This window comes from Acetobacter sp., from assembly GCF_047721705.1.
In the GTDB taxonomy this organism is placed as follows: domain Bacteria; phylum Pseudomonadota; class Alphaproteobacteria; order Acetobacterales; family Acetobacteraceae; genus Acetobacter.
In genome coordinates this window covers 1-15,861 of record NZ_JBDNXK010000047.1, presented here as the reverse complement: position 1 = coordinate 15,861, position 15,861 = coordinate 1, and the positions used below count along the sequence as shown (strand labels likewise).

Below are 15,861 nucleotides of genomic sequence, written 5' to 3'. Positions count from 1 at the left end.
AGAAAAAGGAAAAGACGAATGACCGATAAGCCAGAGACCCCGGGCGGCAACCCCCAGATGGAGCAGGTCTCCGAAGAACTGACCAAATGCGCGATGGTGATTGAGCATGCCATCGATCATCTTCTGGAAGAAAACCATGCGCCGCTGGCGGTGGCCTCTGCCCTGTTGGGTGGCTCGCTTGGTCTGTTGTCCCGTACGATGGATCGTGAGACGATTCTGCGCATTCTCGATAGCGCTGTGCAGAGCGTGCGTTCCGGTGAACTGGAAGAGGCTGAGAAGAGCCGCCGTTCCGGAAGCGCCTGAAGCAGCGTTACTGGGGAATCTGTGGCAGAAAGGTGAATTACGGGCAGGAAATTGGCCGGAAAGCCGCTTTTTGCCACTGTTTGCTTGACGACGGCGGATGCCTCCGTCATAAGCCGCGCCATATTGTAAGGATGAAAGCCGGGCTCGCCTCGGCCTCTGTTCCTGTTTTTGACCGAGGATAAATCGATGTCCCGCCGTTGCGAGATCACTGGCAAGGGTGTGCTGACGGGCAACAATGTCAGCCACGCCAACAACAAGTCCCGCCGTCGCTTCCTGCCGAACCTGCAGGAAGTTTCGGTTCTGTCCGACATTCTGGGAACGCCTGTTTCCATGCGCGTCACAACCCGTGGTCTGCGCACGATCGAGCACAATGGTGGTCTCGACTCCTATCTGCTCGGCACGCCGAATCGCAGCCTGACGCCTGAGTCTCTGGTTCTGAAGCGCCGTATCCAGCGCGCACAGGCCAAGAAACAGGCTGCTGCCTGATTGACTGTCGGTCACCTGTCTGGGTGGCCGGTTCTCTGATCGCCCTTGCCAAAAGCGAGGACCGCGTGACGACACGGCTCCGCAGGACATAAAGTCGCGGAGCAAGGGGCGCGGGGAGAATTCTCTCCTGTCGCGCCCCGTGTGTTTTACGCTTTTTGTTTGAAATCCTGGCCTAGCCGTTCCCGGAGAAGCCCCGTGTCAGCCCAGTCCGACCTTTCCAAAATCCGTAATATCGGAATTACCGCTCATATTGATGCGGGCAAGACGACGACCACCGAGCGTATTCTTTACTACACCGGCGTGTCCCACAAGATTGGCGAGGTCCACGAGGGCAACACCACGACCGATTACATGGCGCAGGAGCGTGAGCGTGGCATCACCATCACGTCCGCCGCCGTGACGTGTGTGTGGGATGATCATCGCATCAACATCATCGATACCCCGGGCCACATCGACTTCAACATCGAAGTGAACCGTTCGCTCCGCGTGCTCGATGGCGCCATCTTCATCATTGAAGGTGTGGCCGGTGTGCAGCCGCAGTCCGAGACCAACTGGCGTCTTGCTGACCGGTACAACGTTCCCCGCATCATCTTCATCAACAAGCTTGATCGTACGGGCGCTGATTTCTACTACGCTTTCAGCACGCTGAAAGAGAAGCTGGATATCGTTGCGATCCCGCTGCAGCTGCCGATCGGTGCTGAAGAAAACTTCGTGGGTGTCGTCGATCTCGTAGAGATGAAGGCGATCGTCTGGGAAGGCGGCGAACTCGGCGCGAAATTCCATGACGAAGAGATTCCGGCTGACCTGAAAGAAAAGGCCGCCGAGGCTCGTCAGAACCTGCTCGATACGGCTCTGGCTGTCGATGACGCCGCCATGGAAGAGTATTTCGAGAAGGGCGACGTCTCCGTCGAGACGCTGAAGAAGTGCATCAAGAAGGGCACGATCTCCGGTGAGTTCCGTCCGGTTCTGTGTGGCACGGCCTTCAAGAACAAGGGCGTTCAGCCTCTGCTCGACGCCGTCATTGATTATCTGCCGGCTCCTAACGACGTTGAGGGTATCCGTTGCGCCCCGCCGGAAGGCGAGGAAGAAACCGATTCCAAAGATCTGCCGATCATCCCGGTTGACCCGAACGGCAAGTTTGCTGGTCTGGCGTTCAAGATCATCAACGACAAGTATGGCACACTGACCTTCGTCCGCGTGTATCGTGGCGTGCTGAAGACGGGTGACACCATCCTGAACACGACCAAGGGTCACAAGGAGCGTATCGGCCGTATCTACCAGATGCATGCCGACAAGCGCGAAGAACTGTCGGAAGTCCATGCTGGTGACATTGCCGCATTCGTGGGTCTGAAAGACACACAGACGGGTGACACGCTGGCTGATTCTTCCGATCCTGTCGTTCTGGAGCGCATGAGCTTCCCGATCCCGGTTATCGACATTTCTGTCGAGCCGAAGACGAAAGACGCCGTTGAAAAGATGACGCTGGCTCTGCAGAAGCTTGCCAGTGAAGATCCTTCACTCCGTCTGAAGACCGATCAGGAAACGGGTCAGACCATTCTGTCCGGTATGGGTGAACTGCATCTCGACATCATCATCGACCGTCTGCGTCGTGAGTATGGTGTGGAAGCCAACGTTGGTGCCCCACAGGTTGCTTACCGTGAGACGATCACGAAGGCGCATACCGAGACCTATACCCACAAGAAGCAGTCTGGTGGTTCGGGTCAGTTCGCTGAAGTGAAGATCGAGTTCGCTCCGCATGAAGGCGAGATCGAGTTCGAGAACAAGGTCGTCGGCGGAACGGTTCCGAAGGAATACATCCCGGCTGTCGAAAAAGGCATCCGTGTTCAGTCTTCCAGCGGTGTTCTGGCTGGTTTCCCGACTGTGGACTTCAAGTTCACCCTCCTCGACGGTAAGTACCATGACGTTGACTCGTCCGCTCTGGCGTTCGAAATCGCGGCAAAGGCCTGCTTCCGTGAAGGCATGAAGAACGCCGGTCCGGTGATCCTTGAGCCCATCATGGATGTGGAAGTTACGACACCGAACGATCACGTTGGTGACGTGGTGGGTGACCTTAACCGTCGTCGTGGCATGATCCAGAGCCAAGAAACATCGGGTTCCACGGTTATGGTTCGTGCGCAGGTGCCGCTGAAGGAAATGTTCGGCTATATCTCGCATCTTCGTTCGATGACGAAGGGCCGTGCCTCCTTCACCATGCAGTTCCATCACTACGATCCGGTGCCGCGTAACGTGGCTGAAGAGATCATGGCGAAGTCCGCCTGATCTTTTTAAATCGGGTGATTTAGAAAACCGGCCCTTGTGGCCGGTTTTTTTATGTCTGAGAAACAAAGTTGTATTTATAGCTAAAATAAAAATGCTGCCGTTATTGTTACGGCAGCATCAGATTTTCCGGTTAAACTGTGTTGGTATTTTCTGATTTTAGCTCAGAAAGGAGCAATAGCATCGAAAAGCTGCTGTCCGTAACGTGGCTGCTGCAGGATGGAAAGCTGACCACGGCCACCGTATGAAATGCGGGCTTCAGCCATACGGTCATGTGTAACGGTGTTGTCTGCGGTAATATCCTGAGGGCGCACGACGCCAGTGACCTGTAGTTCACGCAGTTCACTATTGACGCGAACTTCCTGCCGCCCGACGACCATGAAATTACCGTTGGGGAGAACCTGAGTAATCGTTCCTGCAACACGGACAGTCACAGTCTCATTACGGCTAATGCGACCTGCTGCCGTGTTACTGTTGTTGCTGGAAGTGGAAAATGCAGATGAACTAGTGAGATGGGACAGCGCTTTACCGTGAAAGCCGAACAGACTGGGCATTCCCATTGATTCACTGCCTGTCCCGGCCGCGCTGGTGTTGTCGACCATTGTGGCGTTGTCGGTGATATCGACAATAATAGTAACGAGATCGCCAACCTGCGCAGCACGTTGATCTTTGAAGAAGGCACGGCTTCCCGGTCGCCAAAGACTTGCAACCTCTGATGGGGGAGGCTGCAGCGGTGGCATGGGCATTGTTACAGGACGGTACGAGGTGTCACGTGTGGGGTCTTGCGTACGCGTCATGGCCGGAGGATGACCGATTTCACTGAGATGACTCAATCCGCCGTTACAGCCTGAAAGCAAAATAAGACTTAAAAGAGATAAAGAGCGTTTCATGAAAGATTCTAATCCAATCGTCAGATTTTAGATGTGCTGCTGCGTTTGCTCTCCTGAGAAATGGGCTTCTCTGGCATTGGCTGGAGTAGGAGTGGTCCCCGGCATGACTGAAACATGGCTCTTGTCGATGATTTCACCGATGACAATCATTTTCGATACAGGATTGAGCACGTGAATACGCTCCCCAATTCCCCCCGTATCCAGAGCCACACCGGATGCCGTGAGATGGATTCCTGCCGAGGACAGATCCAGAACGACAGGAGCCCCTTTATCGACAAGGCTTATTCTTGATGTGATTTCAGCTGTGAGAAAGGCATGTGCTGGAATGGCGCGCCGGGCAGACCGCCCAATGACGGAAGATGGATTTTTGATCGCTTGTAATGGCAAGGATCGGGAATTGAATTGCCCCATTTCTATATCGGACGCAGAAATGATTTCTCCCATTGCGATGTCGTGACTGGCAATGACAGCTTCTACCTGAGAACTGATGGTGCCATCTGCACGAAATGTTTTGGCTGCACCGTCAGCGTTAATGGAAAAAAAAGCTGAAAAGCGGCCATGGGTTGCATCATATACAATATTGGTAAGCTGAGGCTGAACGTTCTGATCTGCGGAAATGGTTGGACCAGAAAAAGTTGCGATATCGATTGCAGCACTGTCTGGAACACCGCGGTCTTTCAGTCCGGCCACAATTTGCGGCATGATGTCATCTTGAGAAATCGTGCGGCTCGCTCTTGTGAGAGTTGTTTGAGCTGTCGCTGAAATATCGGACCATTCAACCCCATATTGTTGGGCGATTGCCTCAAGTTGAGCCGAACTGATAACGATGCTTTCACCGGGAGTCGGCGCCTGTCCGAGATCGCAATCCTGATCGGCATCCAGACCTTTGAAAATGTCTGAAAGCCGAACCTGAGGATGATGGAGAACAGTTGCACGCCGGAGTGTCGCTGCATCGGCATAAGGAGAGGCGATGCAGCTTCCGTTGATGCAGGCAGCAAGAATTAACCCAAAGGTCAGAGACTTCATTTCAGTCCTGTCAAGGTTTGCAGCATCTCGTCTGATGCCGTGATGACCTTGCTGTTCATTTCGTAAGCACGTTGGGCCGTAATCAGATCGGTGATTTCCGTCACAACGTTGACATTGGACTCTTCCACATATCCCTGACGGATATCACCGAACCCAACACTCTGGCCGGTGCCAGTAATTGCGTTGCCGGACGACTGCGTTTCGGTGAACAGGTTCTGGCCCATTGCGGCCAGACCATTCTCATTCTGGAACGTAGCCATCTGCAACTGGCCGACCACCGTAGACTGTGTCTGCCCGGAAATTGTCACCTGAACCTGTCCCGTCTGATCGACGGTAATGGACTGGGCATTGTTCGGAACAGTGATGCCCGGACTGACCGGGTAGCCGTCTGCGGTGACAATCATGCCGGTATCGGAGAGAGAGAATGTGCCGTCACGTGTATAGGCATATTCACCAGAAGGGAGGGTGACCTGAAAATAACCGGGACCCTCAATGGCCAGGTCGAGGCTGTTGTTGGTCTGTTCGAGCGTGCCCTGCACGTTGATACGGTAAATGCCGGCTGTGCGGACACCCAGACCGACCTGAGCGCCCGCCGGAACCAACGTGCCGCTGTCAGAACTCATCGTGCCAGCGCGGCGAATATCCTGATAGATCAGATCCTGAAATTCCGGCCGACGACGTTTGAAGCCCGTTGTCGTCATGTTGGCGATATTGTTGGCAATGACCTCCACATTCGTCTGCTGGGCCTGCATGCCGGTGCCGGCGATGTCGAGAGAGCGCATCATGTCAGTAAGCTTTCGTTTGTATCAGGTCAGGATTGGGTCTGCGTGATCTTGTCGATCGCGTTCTGGCGGCGTGTCGATTCACCGTCGATAAAATTGGCAGTGATCTGGTAATCACGTTGCAGCTGAACGAGATTTGTCATTTCTGTCATGGAATTGACGTTGCTGCCTTCCAGCATGCCCTGCCGTAGTTCTTTCGTGTCCATCTGTGTGGTGGGCGTCGAGGCGCTGAACAGTTCGTTGCCTTCGCCATGCAGTGTGTAATTGTTTTCCACCCGAACCAGACCGATTTCCCCAGCCACGCCGCTTTCCGTGGAAATCGTCCCATCAGATGCGATGCTGATCGTGTGGTCTTCAGGACGCAGGGTGATCGGTTGTCCCGTACGGTCGAGAAGAGCATTGCCTGCCGCATCGGTGATGCTGCCATCTGACAGACGCTGGAAGCGGCCATTCCGGGTCAGACGCACACCTTCACTTGTCATAACGGAAAAGAAGCCCGCGCCTGTAATGGCTATGTCGAGCTGGTTTCCTGTCTGCTGCAGAGTGCCTTGCGTAAAGTCACGATAGGTCGCCCGGTCCTGCACGTAAGCATCGTTTTTCTCGCCCGCGGCTTGATTGCCACCATTCGTACGGGAAAGATAATCGGCAAATTGCAGATGCCCAGCCTTGAAACCGGCAGTGGTTGTATTGGCGAGGTTGTTCGCCAGCACGCTCATGGCGCGCTGTTGGGCGTCCATGCGTGACAGCGCGATATAGGTCGGGTTGTCCATCCGGCAGAACTCTCCTTTGAGAGAGAATCTGCCGTGAAAACATTGATAAACTGTTTCTTTCGAAGAACCTGTTGATCAACGAGGCGATTTTTAACGTTCAGCCATGCCCGAAAGGGGAGAACGATCCATCAGCATGGCGGTCACGGCGGTTTTGAAGGGAGGCAGGGAATCCGCTACCCGCAGCCCTACGCTCCGCAGCAGGCGGAAAGGCGCTGCATCATGGGTATAAAGGGTGGCAATGCCGTTGGTGGCGGCGAACAGCGGCATGGTGGCAGCTCTATGTCTGCGTTCGAAACGCCGCAGAACGTCACTTCCGCCAATATCGCGGCCAGATTCGAAGGCTGCCCCGACTTCTGTTGCCAGCGTTTCCGCACCCCGCAGACCGAGGTTGAAACCATGAGCCGTGATCGGGTGCATTCCCACGGCGGCATCACCCAACAGGGCAAGACGGCGCGCCGTAAAGCGATGCGCATAGACGCATTTCAAAGGGTAGGCGTGACGGCTACTGACCAGTCGCATCGCGCCCATACGGTTGCCGACGCGCTGCATGATCTCGGCATTGAAGGCGCCCTGTTCGGCATCCATCAGTCGTCTGATGTCCGCAGCAGGCAGTGTAAGCACCAGAGATGAAGCATGGCCGTTGACGGGCAGCAGTGCGATCGTCTGGCCTTCGGCAAACCACTGCAGAGCGACGTTGTGGTGCGGCAGATCATGCGCCATACGGCAGACCATCATCACGCGTTCGAAATCGTGAATGACAGCGCCAATACCCGCTCGGCGGCGGGTGGGGGAAAAACGGCCATCTGCCCCAATGACCAGTTGCGATTTCAGGCTTAGAGCTGTGGCGCCGCGCGCATGCACGGTCGCTCCGTTTCCATCCTGTCGCACCGTTTCAACACCGGTTCCTGAAAGGAGCGAGATTCCGGAGCGTGTCGCAGCTTCAGCATAAAGCGCACGACGGATCATGTTGTTGGAAACCAGCCAGCCCAGAGGCTCTCCCTCGGCACCCGCTGGGCGATCAGCTTCAAAAATCAGCGGATGGTTATGCACTCCGGTTTCAACCCGGGCTTCCTTCAGAGGGCAGATGACGCTGTCAGGAATATGCTGCCACGCGCCGAGCCGTTCGAGGAAGGAGCGAGCGTGATAGGTGAGGGCTATTTCCCGACCGTCAAACTGCGGTTCTGCCCATACGGCTGATGGCGCACGCTCCAGCACGGCCACCGACAGCCCTGTTTCCTGAAGCGCCAGTGCGGCTGCCAGACCTACTGGGCCGCCGCCAACAATCGTTACGTCATGATCGGAAGAGAAGCTCATAGGCCGCTTTTAGTCTTTGTCGGCCTTGAATGAAACAGGCTCTCCGTCCCACTCGGCCACATAGGGGGCCACTGGGCGTCGTTTCACTTCGTGATCCTTCTTCTCTGGCGTGCCGACAAAGAAGAAGCCAGCCAGTGCGTGCGGTGCAGGGAAGCCGAGTTCTTCCGCGAGCACGGGATCGTAAGCAACGTCTCCCGTCACCCAGACGGCGCCAAAACCTGCGGCATGCAGCGCGTTCAGGAGGTTCATGCCAGCGGCGCCCACAGCGAGTTCCTGCTCCAGAAGGGGAATCTTGTCATCGGGACGCAGATGCATGCCAAGCACGATTGTCATTGGCATGGAGGAAAAGCGCTTATGGCGTTTTTCGATCTTCTTGGCGTCAGCATCAGGGTTCAGCCGTTTCATGCTGGCGACGATCTTGTCGGCCAGCTTTGCGCGGGCTTCTCCCTTTACGACCACCAGCCGCCAGGGGCGCAGCTTGCCATGGTCCGGCGCGCGCATGACAGCGGAAAGAATGGTCTCCAGTTCCTCGCCTTTCGGGGCGGGCTCGGTCAGTGCGTCTGTCGAGGCGCGTGACAGGAGGGATTTGAGAACTGTATGGGCGTGTTTCGACATGATGGCCTCCTGCGGGGCTGGTGTCAGGTCCGTGTGCACAATGGCCCAATCTTGAGCCCAAGCCAATTTCAGCTGCCGTCTGACAGCTTTGCATCCTGCGCTGGGAGCGTGAGGGCTGTGATCAATGTGCAGCAGGCGCAAGCGGAGACATACCATGCAAACCAGCTTTCATGGCCAGCATGCTTGCACCAGAGCGCAATATATTCAGCGGTCCCGCCGAAGACCGACACCGTGACTGCATAGGGGAACGCCACGCCCAGCGCGCGGATACGGGTAGGGAACTGTTCGGCTTTCACAATGGCGTTGATGGATGTGTAGCCAGAAGCCATGAGCAGGGCGAGAGAGATGAGAGCGAACGCGGCATAGGCGGAGTGTGTGTCAGCAAGAAGCGACATCAGCGGAACCGTCCCGAAGGTGCTGAGAACACCGAACGCGATGAGAAGGGGCTTGCGTCCTATTCTGTCTGAGAGGCCCCCGACCAGTGGTTGGGCAATAGCGAACACGATGAGTGACGCGGAAGAAATCAGGGTGGCCTGCTCTTTGCCAAAGCCGAGCGAGTTGGCGAGGAACTTCTGCATGTAAATCGTATAGGTGTAGAAAACCACGGTGCCGCCAAGGGTCAGGCCGATCACGGTCAGGACGGATTTGCGGTATTGCAACAGCACACGCAGTCCACCGCTTTCATGGACCGTGTCGGCTTTTTTGAAGGCGACGCTCTCATCCATGTGCCGACGAAGCCACAGGATCAGGAGCGCGCCTCCGGCCCCGAGGAAGAAGGGAATGCGCCAGCCCCATGCGTTGATCTGATCCTGAGTCAGGAAAACATATTGCATCAGCAACAGGACGGCCATCGCGCCAAGCTGTCCCATGATGAGCGTCACATAGAGGAAGCCCGACCAGAAACCGCGTGTTTCCGGGCGTGAGACTTCCGCGATGTAAGTGGCCGATGCACCGTATTCACCGCCAAGACTGAGCCCCTGCACAAGCCGTGCGATTACAAGAATGGCGGGCGCAGCGAGACCGATCTGCTCATAGGTGGGGCAAAGGGCAATCGCCAGCGAGCCAAAGCACATGGCGGCAACGGAGAGTGTTAGGCCCTGCTTACGTCCATAACGATCTGCCACCACACCCATCAGCCATCCCCCGACAGGGCGCATCAGAAAGCCGACAGCAAAGACAGCAGCGGTATTCAGAAGTTCGGCTGTGTGGTCATGCCCCGGAAAAAAGGCGTGCGCGAAATAGAGCGCAAAGGCGGAATAGACATACCAGTCGAAATATTCGAGCAGGTTACCTGCTGACCCGGAAAAGATCCCCCGAAGCCTCTGGAGGTTGGTCATCTGGTCAGGGCGCGATGTCGTCATGAAGATATTATTCCAGATGGTGGATGACCGGAATATCCCGGTCATGTCGGGCGTCTTTGAACAGGAATGTGCAAACAGCGAAAACCCCTCGGATGTCCAGAGGTTTTGCTGTTAACTTCAATGTGTTCAGAAGAGCAGGGCAGGCAAGACCACCTGCGGCCTTGCCTCGCAGAGAAGAAACGGATGCTTTTTCTGCCAGCGCTGAAGGCATGTTTCAGAAAGTCAGCTCAAGGTTACTCTGAACGTAGGCCCCTGAAGATGCGCCCGCGTTGATCATGGACTTGGATGCGAAGATATATTCTCCATCAATACTGAACGTGACGTGGCGTGTGGCACGCCAGATGAAGCTCGCCTGTGGCATTGTGGCTGTGTAACCGCCACGGGGACGCAGGCTATAGGCCGCCGTTCCGCTGGCGTAGATCGCGTCTCTGGTGCTGTTACGCCAGATGACAGGCACCTTCGCCAGAAGGGTTGTATTTGGCGTGGGCGACATGGTCAGGATCGGGCCGACATCGATCACGTTCTGCTGACCGATATATGTGCTCAGATCGAGATAGTAAGCGGACGGCACATAGGGCGACAGATAGCTGCCCCAGGAACTGGTCTTTCCCTTGGTGTAATCGCCACCTGAAACATCGTCAGCCTGAATACCCAAGGCTGGATGTCCCCAGAATTTTGCGAAGCGCCAGGAAATCTGTGCGTTGAAGGAATAAGCGCTCACAGGACGGGAAGGACCATGATTGGCTGTGTTGAAATACCCCCCCTGCCATGAGCCGCCCACGGAGAATTCGATCGGTCCTGCATTACCCCATATGCGTGTGCCGGGGGTGTCTCGACGGGTCGAACCCGCGATAGTTCCTTGCTGCCCGGCGATGGGTGCCGAAGCCATCAGAATGCCAAGGTAATAGGTGTCAATGAAAACCTGGCTTTTCTTGTTCATGAACGTGAAAGAGGGCACCGCATAAGACGTGTAGGCGCCGAACAGGCGGGAGCGGTAGCCCACGTTATCCCGGAAGGGCACGTTCTTCAGGGTCCAGTCGGTCAGAGTCAGGTCAAAAAGATCGACACGGAAGTTTTTCCAGAAAGAATAAACGCGCACACCGTTCCAGGAAAACGGAATGGAAGGGTAGACGCTTCCTGCCGTGAAGTAGGGTGGCGCATCGAGGAAGGCCATACGACCGACCATCACGCCCATATTGGCGTTCAGCAGATGCCCCTTGATTTCGACAAAGGCCTGCTGTGCGTCCAGTTTGCTGCGCCAGCGACCATTATTGTAACCGTAATAGTTGGTGCCACCTGCCTGTGCACTCATCAGTTCGCCATACAGCCGGACGTGTTCGCCCAGATGCAGGTCCGAACCCAGATTCCAGCGCATGTTCTGACGATAGGCCGGGTCTTTCTTCGTCATGCCGAAGCCAGCACGCTGATCGTAGAAATTGTGCTGCCGAAAGTTGCCGCTGAATGTCATGTAGATTGAACCGCTGTCGTTGAATGGGATGTATTTCAGCGGGTCCATCACATCGATGCGGTTGCGTTTGTCCCGGAGATTCGACCAGTCCTCCGCCCACCGTTCGACAGCGTAATAGCCCACAGTGCCCCAACCGGAAGCGGCGCCAGTGTTCGAGTTGAAGATACCCCACGGTCCCTGATGCAGCAGTGCACCAGACGTCTGCTGCGGGAGGCTCAGCGCCTGTGGCTGGGCATAGCTTTCCGGGCGGGATTCCAGAGGAGGCAGCAGGCGTGAACTGTCCCAGAAGCCCTTGCTCCGGATTTTTCCGGTGGGGGTAACGGTACTGCGGTATTGATCGGGAATCTGGGTGTGCAGATTCACGCTGGCATTGGGGGCTGTTTCAGCGTGGACGGGTGTGATGCACGCGAACAGAAGGCTGCCCAGTGTTGTGGACAAGGCTGTGCGACAGGCGAACGCTCCCTTGCTGTTTGCCAGATGCAGAACCGTATTGGTGAAGACCGCGGCCACGGGAAAGTTATTCTTTTTCATTGTTGTATTGCCTAACGTCACCGAACGCATGCGTTTTACGCATATCAGACAATCTATACGCTGCACGCATATTTATGTTTCGTCACATCGAGAAATCGTGTGCTGCGTACATCGGTGGGCAATGTGATCAATTTGTCACATGGGACGTGGTGTGCGGGTGATTACGGGTGCCACTGTGTCGTCATCAGCGGTTTCACCTTTAGGATGAAAAATCCTGTAATCGATTGAAATAATTTCTATATTTCAGCTGTGACAATTTTTGGATCTTCGCCGTGCCCCTTTGGGGCGGGACGCAAAACGACACATTCATGCCTTCCTTGAGAAACAGGGCAGACATGAATGATCGGAGTAAAATGTTTGGGAGAAAGAAACCGACTGCTTAATGCAGTTGTGGGGTGCCGTTGGCGGCCACAGCCATCGCATCGATAGGTGGTAGTTTTCCTGAGAGAGCATCTTCCAGCTTCTGCTGGTCCAGTTCGTTTTCCCACCGTGCGACAACGATCGTGGCGACGGCATTGCCGATAATGTTGGCGAGCGAGCGGCACTCGGACATGAATTTGTCCACGCCAAGAATGAGAGCCATGCCCGCTACCGGGATGGATGGGACAACTGACAGGGTGGCCGCCAACGTCACGAAACCGGCCCCCGTGACGCCTGCAGCACCTTTGGAGCTGACCATGGCGACCAGCAGAAGGGCAACCTGCTCACCGAGGCTCAGATGCACATCGGTGGCCTGAGCGACGAAGAGAGCGGCAATCGTCATGTAGATATTGGTGCCGTCGAGATTGAAGGAATATCCCATAGGTACGACCAGTCCGACGATGGACCGTTCGCAGCCTGCCGCTTCCAGTTTCGCCATCAGGGTCGGGAGGGCGGATTCCGAGGAACTGGTACCCAGAACGATAAGGAGTTCTTCTTTCAGATAACGTAGAAGTCGGAAAATTGAGAAACCGCACAGTCGCGTGACGATCCCCAGAACGAGAACAATGAACAGGATCGATGTCAGATAGAATGTGCCGACCAGCCATATCAGGCTGATGACGGAACCGATTCCGAATTTTCCAATAGTGAAGGCCATCGCGCCGAAAGCACCAATGGGAGCGGCCAGCATCACAATCCGGACGACACCGAACACAAGTTCGGTCAGTTGCTTGAAAAGAGTGAGAACGGCTTCACCACGCGTTCCCATCTGGGAGAGGCTGATGCCAAAGACGATGGCAACGAAAAGAACCTGAAGAATTTCACCCGAGGTGAAGGCGCTCGCGGTTGTCGTCGGAATGATCTGCAACAGGAAGTCCGCGAACGAATGTTCTTTGGCGCGCTCGACATAGGAGCCGACACTGGCGGCATCGAGTGAATGCACATCGACATGCATGGAGGCGCCCGGCTGGATGACATTCGCCACCACCATGCCCACGATCAGGGCGAAGGTGGAGAACACCAGAAAGTATGTCATGGCTTTGGCGCCGATCTTTCCGGCTTTACCAAGGTTGCCCATTCCGGCGATGCCGGTCGATACGGTGAGAAAGATGACCGGAGCAATCACCATTTTCACAAGCTTGATGAAGCCGTCGCCCAATGGACGCATGGCGGCGCCCAGTCCGGGAGCGAAATAACCAAGCAGGACACCCGCCACGACGGCGAAGAGAACCTGAACGTAAAGACTTTTCCAGAGAGGCCGACGAGGCCTTGTGGAGGACGTGGTAATCATTCTCACGGTACCTTGGGAAAAGGGACGAGCGATTGTTGTTTTTGTTCTGCGGCTTGCCCTTTGTGAGGGATCGCTCAGCCTAGCGATATCAGCATTGAACACCACTCGCCAAACAATTAACACTTTCCTGTTTTGTTCTCGGTGTTACAAGGATGTGCGTTTTTCCCTTTTGGAAACTCATTCATGCCTTTCGCCTCGTCGACCAACTCGGATCATTTCCTGATCCTTGTCATGCTGTTCATTGTGAGTGTGACAGCCATTTTTCTGATCGTCATGATGATCCGTCAGGGGCGCTCTGGTGCGGGTTCGACCGACTCAGATCTGCTCGCGCGGCTTTATGTGCTGGTTGAGAGAGAAGGGGAACAGCAGCGTAATCGTCTGGCTGATACCGAGCGAGCCTTGTTGGGGCGTGTCGAACAATTGCGCGCGGAACTGATGGAACGTGTTGCCCATCTCTCCGGCTCTCTCGGCAAGGAGCAGGCCGAAGCGCGCGCTGCCCAGTCAGAGGCCTTGCGAGAAATGGCGGAAACGAGCGCCCGCCAGCTTGCCGCAATAAGGGGTGCCGTCACGGAACAGCTTCACGCAGCCGTGGAACAGCAGATGCAGACATCGTTTCAGCGGGTGCTGGAACAATTTTCCGAGATGCAGAAAGCAATGGGAGAAGTTTCTGCCATGACGGCGCAGATCGGTGATCTGAAGCGCCTTTTCAGTAATGTGAAAACTCGCGGAGGTTGGGGTGAGGCGCAACTACGCGCTATTCTTGAGGATGTGCTGCCACCGGGAACGTTCGAGGCCAACCGACAGATTGGCAACAAGCGGGAAGTAGTGGAATTTGCGGTAAAGATGCCGGTCCGTGGTTCCTACCCACCCGTTCTGGCGATCGATAGCAAATTTCCGACGGAAGCCTACGAACGTCTGCTGGATGCCTGCGCCCAGAATGACAAGAACGCTGAACGCCAGGCACGCCGGTCGCTGGAAACAGTTTTGAAAATGGAAGCGCGGAAGATAGCCGGGAAATATATTTCACCGCCGGAAACGGTGGAGTTTGCGGTTCTTTATCTGCCAACCGACGGTCTTTATGCAGAAGTAGCGCGAACCCCCGGGCTTATTGATGAAATCGGACGGACGTGTCGGGTGCTGATCATGGGGCCGTCGCTCATGCCCGCGCTGCTCAGAACAATTCATCTTGGATATGTCACGCTTTCTCTTGAAGAGAGAACGGATACTATCGCGCGTCTCCTTGGTACGACCCGCCATGAGATGTTGAAAATGGATGGGGTTCTCGAAAAGCTTTCCCGCAATGCACAGGCAATGAGTTCCTCGATTGAAGAAGCGCGGCGTAGGACGAGGGTTGTTTCACGTCAACTTCGCGATCTTGATGTCGCGGATGATGAAAGCGAACAGGAAGTCATTGCCCCACTTTGAGCTTTCACAAACGCGGTCAGGGTTTATTGCAGCACTCGCCTCTTATGGCGCGGGCACGTGCTAATTCGGCACGCCCTCCCCAGAAGTCTGAAAGACGCATCAACGTCTCGTTAGCGTCCTTCCGGGGCAAATAAGATTCCAGTAGCAAACGGGCCTCGTCCGGCTGACCGTTCGCCAGTAGCAGCAAGGCATAATTTTCTTTTGTACGGGGCGCTGCATCCGAAGCGGCAGCATAGGGGCGGATGATGGCGAGCCCCTGACGGACCTGACCAGACAGTCCCAAGGACAGCCCCAGATTTATTTCTGGAGATATCATACTCGGATCAATACTGATCGCCCGCTTATAGGTGTTCTGTGCTTCCTCATACCGACCATTCAGATCGAGCGCGACGCCATAATCGTCAATGACCTGCGGATCATTCGGATAAAGCTTTGACAGGTTTTCCAGAATTTCGAGAGCGGCGGCTGGTTTGTTTTTCAGATATATCTTTGACAGGCCCATCCACGCATCTCTCGAAGCTGGATTAAGCTTCAGGGTTTTCTTGTAAAATTCAATGGCAGCCAGTTGTCTTCCCGCTGCCCGGTTGACTTCCGCCAGTCGCAGAAGGATATCCGGGTTATTGGGATGATCCAGGTTCATGGCAGTGAGTTTTGTATTGGCGTGTTCGAAATCTCCACTGCCAAGTTGAATATCGATAACAGCGATGTCTCTGTCGAAACTATTTGTCTTGTTAGCGCAGTTCGCGAGGGCAAAACAGGAAGTCATCAAAAACAGACTTATTATTTTTCGCATTTTGCGCCTTTGTCGATTTTCCAATAAGACTGTATGTCTCAGCTCGCTGTAGAAGCATTAGCGATTATTGATTGAAGATTGTTTAATGGCGGCAAATGTTTCTCTGTAG

Annotated in this window: 15 protein-coding genes; 4 read left to right on the top strand and 11 right to left on the bottom strand. The window is 55.2% G+C overall.

Translation table 11 applies throughout. The features are described 5' to 3' along the window. Window positions 1–18: 18 nt before the first annotated feature. The 3 genes from ABF824_RS09515 to fusA all read left to right on the top strand — a co-directional run bounded on the left by ABF824_RS09515 (window position 19) and on the right by fusA (window position 3,069). The gene (locus ABF824_RS09515) at window positions 19–303 is read left to right on the top strand and encodes a hypothetical protein (RefSeq protein ID WP_415488371.1); all 285 of its coding nucleotides are present in this window, start codon (window positions 19–21) and stop codon (window positions 301–303) included. Between the two features lie 186 nt (window positions 304–489). Next, a complete protein-coding gene (gene rpmB / locus ABF824_RS09510) occupies window positions 490–789 on the top strand; it encodes a 50S ribosomal protein L28 (protein ID WP_415488369.1) in 300 nt (99 codons plus the stop codon). 195 nt (window positions 790–984) lie between these two features. Beyond that, window positions 985–3,069 carry an elongation factor G gene (gene fusA / locus ABF824_RS09505; protein ID WP_415488367.1) on the top strand — a complete coding sequence of 695 codons (2,085 nt, stop codon included), beginning with the start codon at window positions 985–987 and terminating at the stop codon, window positions 3,067–3,069. A gap of 161 nt (window positions 3,070–3,230) precedes the next feature. Here fusA and flgH read toward each other — a convergent pair whose 3' ends face one another. From flgH to ABF824_RS09455, 10 genes are all read right to left on the bottom strand, one after another. Then, a complete protein-coding gene (gene flgH / locus ABF824_RS09500) occupies window positions 3,231–3,956 on the bottom strand; it encodes a flagellar basal body L-ring protein FlgH (protein ID WP_415488365.1) in 726 nt (241 codons plus the stop codon). 27 nt (window positions 3,957–3,983) lie between these two features. Then, window positions 3,984–4,982, bottom strand: a complete 999-nt coding sequence (flgA, locus tag ABF824_RS09495) for a flagellar basal body P-ring formation chaperone FlgA (RefSeq protein WP_415488363.1) — start codon at window positions 4,980–4,982, stop codon at window positions 3,984–3,986. Beyond that, window positions 4,979–5,764 carry a flagellar basal-body rod protein FlgG gene (gene flgG / locus ABF824_RS09490; RefSeq protein ID WP_415488391.1) on the bottom strand — a complete coding sequence of 262 codons (786 nt, stop codon included), beginning with the start codon at window positions 5,762–5,764 and terminating at the stop codon, window positions 4,979–4,981. The genes flgA and flgG overlap by 4 nt, the downstream gene beginning before the upstream one ends. 29 nt (window positions 5,765–5,793) lie before the next feature. Beyond that, window positions 5,794–6,534 (bottom strand): flagellar basal-body rod protein FlgF, encoded by a 741-nt coding sequence (gene flgF / locus ABF824_RS09485; RefSeq protein ID WP_415488361.1) that lies wholly within the window; start codon window positions 6,532–6,534, stop codon window positions 5,794–5,796. Between the two features lie 90 nt (window positions 6,535–6,624). After that, on the bottom strand, window positions 6,625–7,848 hold the full coding sequence (ubiM, locus tag ABF824_RS09480; protein WP_415488359.1) for a 5-demethoxyubiquinol-8 5-hydroxylase UbiM: 1,224 nt from the start codon (window positions 7,846–7,848) through the stop codon (window positions 6,625–6,627). Between the two features lie 9 nt (window positions 7,849–7,857). Beyond that, the gene (locus tag ABF824_RS09475; protein WP_415488357.1) at window positions 7,858–8,463 is read right to left on the bottom strand and encodes a nitroreductase; all 606 of its coding nucleotides are present in this window, start codon (window positions 8,461–8,463) and stop codon (window positions 7,858–7,860) included. A 68-nt stretch (window positions 8,464–8,531) separates the two neighbouring features. Next, window positions 8,532–9,800: an MFS transporter gene (locus ABF824_RS09470; protein ID WP_415488389.1), complete on the bottom strand. Its 1,269-nt coding sequence runs from the start codon at window positions 9,798–9,800 to the stop codon at window positions 8,532–8,534. Between the two features lie 31 nt (window positions 9,801–9,831). Further along, window positions 9,832–10,035 (bottom strand): hypothetical protein, encoded by a 204-nt coding sequence (locus tag ABF824_RS09465; protein ID WP_415488355.1) that lies wholly within the window; start codon window positions 10,033–10,035, stop codon window positions 9,832–9,834. Between the two features lie 3 nt (window positions 10,036–10,038). Continuing rightward, window positions 10,039–11,823: an alginate export family protein gene (locus tag ABF824_RS09460; protein ID WP_415488353.1), complete on the bottom strand. Its 1,785-nt coding sequence runs from the start codon at window positions 11,821–11,823 to the stop codon at window positions 10,039–10,041. Between the two features lie 379 nt (window positions 11,824–12,202). Further along, entirely contained in the window at window positions 12,203–13,534 is a 1,332-nt protein-coding gene (locus ABF824_RS09455) for a dicarboxylate/amino acid:cation symporter (RefSeq protein WP_415488351.1), read from the bottom strand. 183 nt (window positions 13,535–13,717) lie between these two features. On the opposite strand from ABF824_RS09455, the gene ABF824_RS09450 reads away from it, so the two are divergent. Next, on the top strand, window positions 13,718–14,959 hold the full coding sequence (locus tag ABF824_RS09450; protein WP_415488349.1) for a DNA recombination protein RmuC: 1,242 nt from the start codon (window positions 13,718–13,720) through the stop codon (window positions 14,957–14,959). Between the two features lie 16 nt (window positions 14,960–14,975). On the opposite strand, the gene ABF824_RS09445 is transcribed toward ABF824_RS09450, so the two are convergent. Further along, window positions 14,976–15,776 (bottom strand): tetratricopeptide repeat protein, encoded by an 801-nt coding sequence (locus tag ABF824_RS09445; RefSeq protein WP_415488347.1) that lies wholly within the window; start codon window positions 15,774–15,776, stop codon window positions 14,976–14,978. Window positions 15,777–15,861 lie beyond the last annotated feature (85 nt).

Coding starts and splice junctions, on each gene's coding strand:
- flgF (WP_415488361.1), bottom strand. CDS start 6,534: ATGGACAACCCGACCTATATCGCGCTGTCACGCATGGACGCCCAACAG.
- ABF824_RS09515 (WP_415488371.1), top strand. CDS start 19: ATGACCGATAAGCCAGAGACCCCGGGCGGCAACCCCCAGATGGAGCAG.
- flgG (WP_415488391.1), bottom strand. CDS start 5,764: ATGCGCTCTCTCGACATCGCCGGCACCGGCATGCAGGCCCAGCAGACG.
- ubiM (WP_415488359.1), bottom strand. CDS start 7,848: ATGAGCTTCTCTTCCGATCATGACGTAACGATTGTTGGCGGCGGCCCA.
- flgA (WP_415488363.1), bottom strand. CDS start 4,982: ATGAAGTCTCTGACCTTTGGGTTAATTCTTGCTGCCTGCATCAACGGA.
- ABF824_RS09475 (WP_415488357.1), bottom strand. CDS start 8,463: ATGTCGAAACACGCCCATACAGTTCTCAAATCCCTCCTGTCACGCGCC.
- rpmB (WP_415488369.1), top strand. CDS start 490: ATGTCCCGCCGTTGCGAGATCACTGGCAAGGGTGTGCTGACGGGCAAC.
- ABF824_RS09470 (WP_415488389.1), bottom strand. CDS start 9,800: ATGACCAACCTCCAGAGGCTTCGGGGGATCTTTTCCGGGTCAGCAGGT.
- ABF824_RS09460 (WP_415488353.1), bottom strand. CDS start 11,823: ATGAAAAAGAATAACTTTCCCGTGGCCGCGGTCTTCACCAATACGGTT.
- ABF824_RS09450 (WP_415488349.1), top strand. CDS start 13,718: ATGCCTTTCGCCTCGTCGACCAACTCGGATCATTTCCTGATCCTTGTC.
- ABF824_RS09455 (WP_415488351.1), bottom strand. CDS start 13,534: ATGATTACCACGTCCTCCACAAGGCCTCGTCGGCCTCTCTGGAAAAGT.
- ABF824_RS09465 (WP_415488355.1), bottom strand. CDS start 10,035: ATGCCTTCAGCGCTGGCAGAAAAAGCATCCGTTTCTTCTCTGCGAGGC.
- flgH (WP_415488365.1), bottom strand. CDS start 3,956: ATGAAACGCTCTTTATCTCTTTTAAGTCTTATTTTGCTTTCAGGCTGT.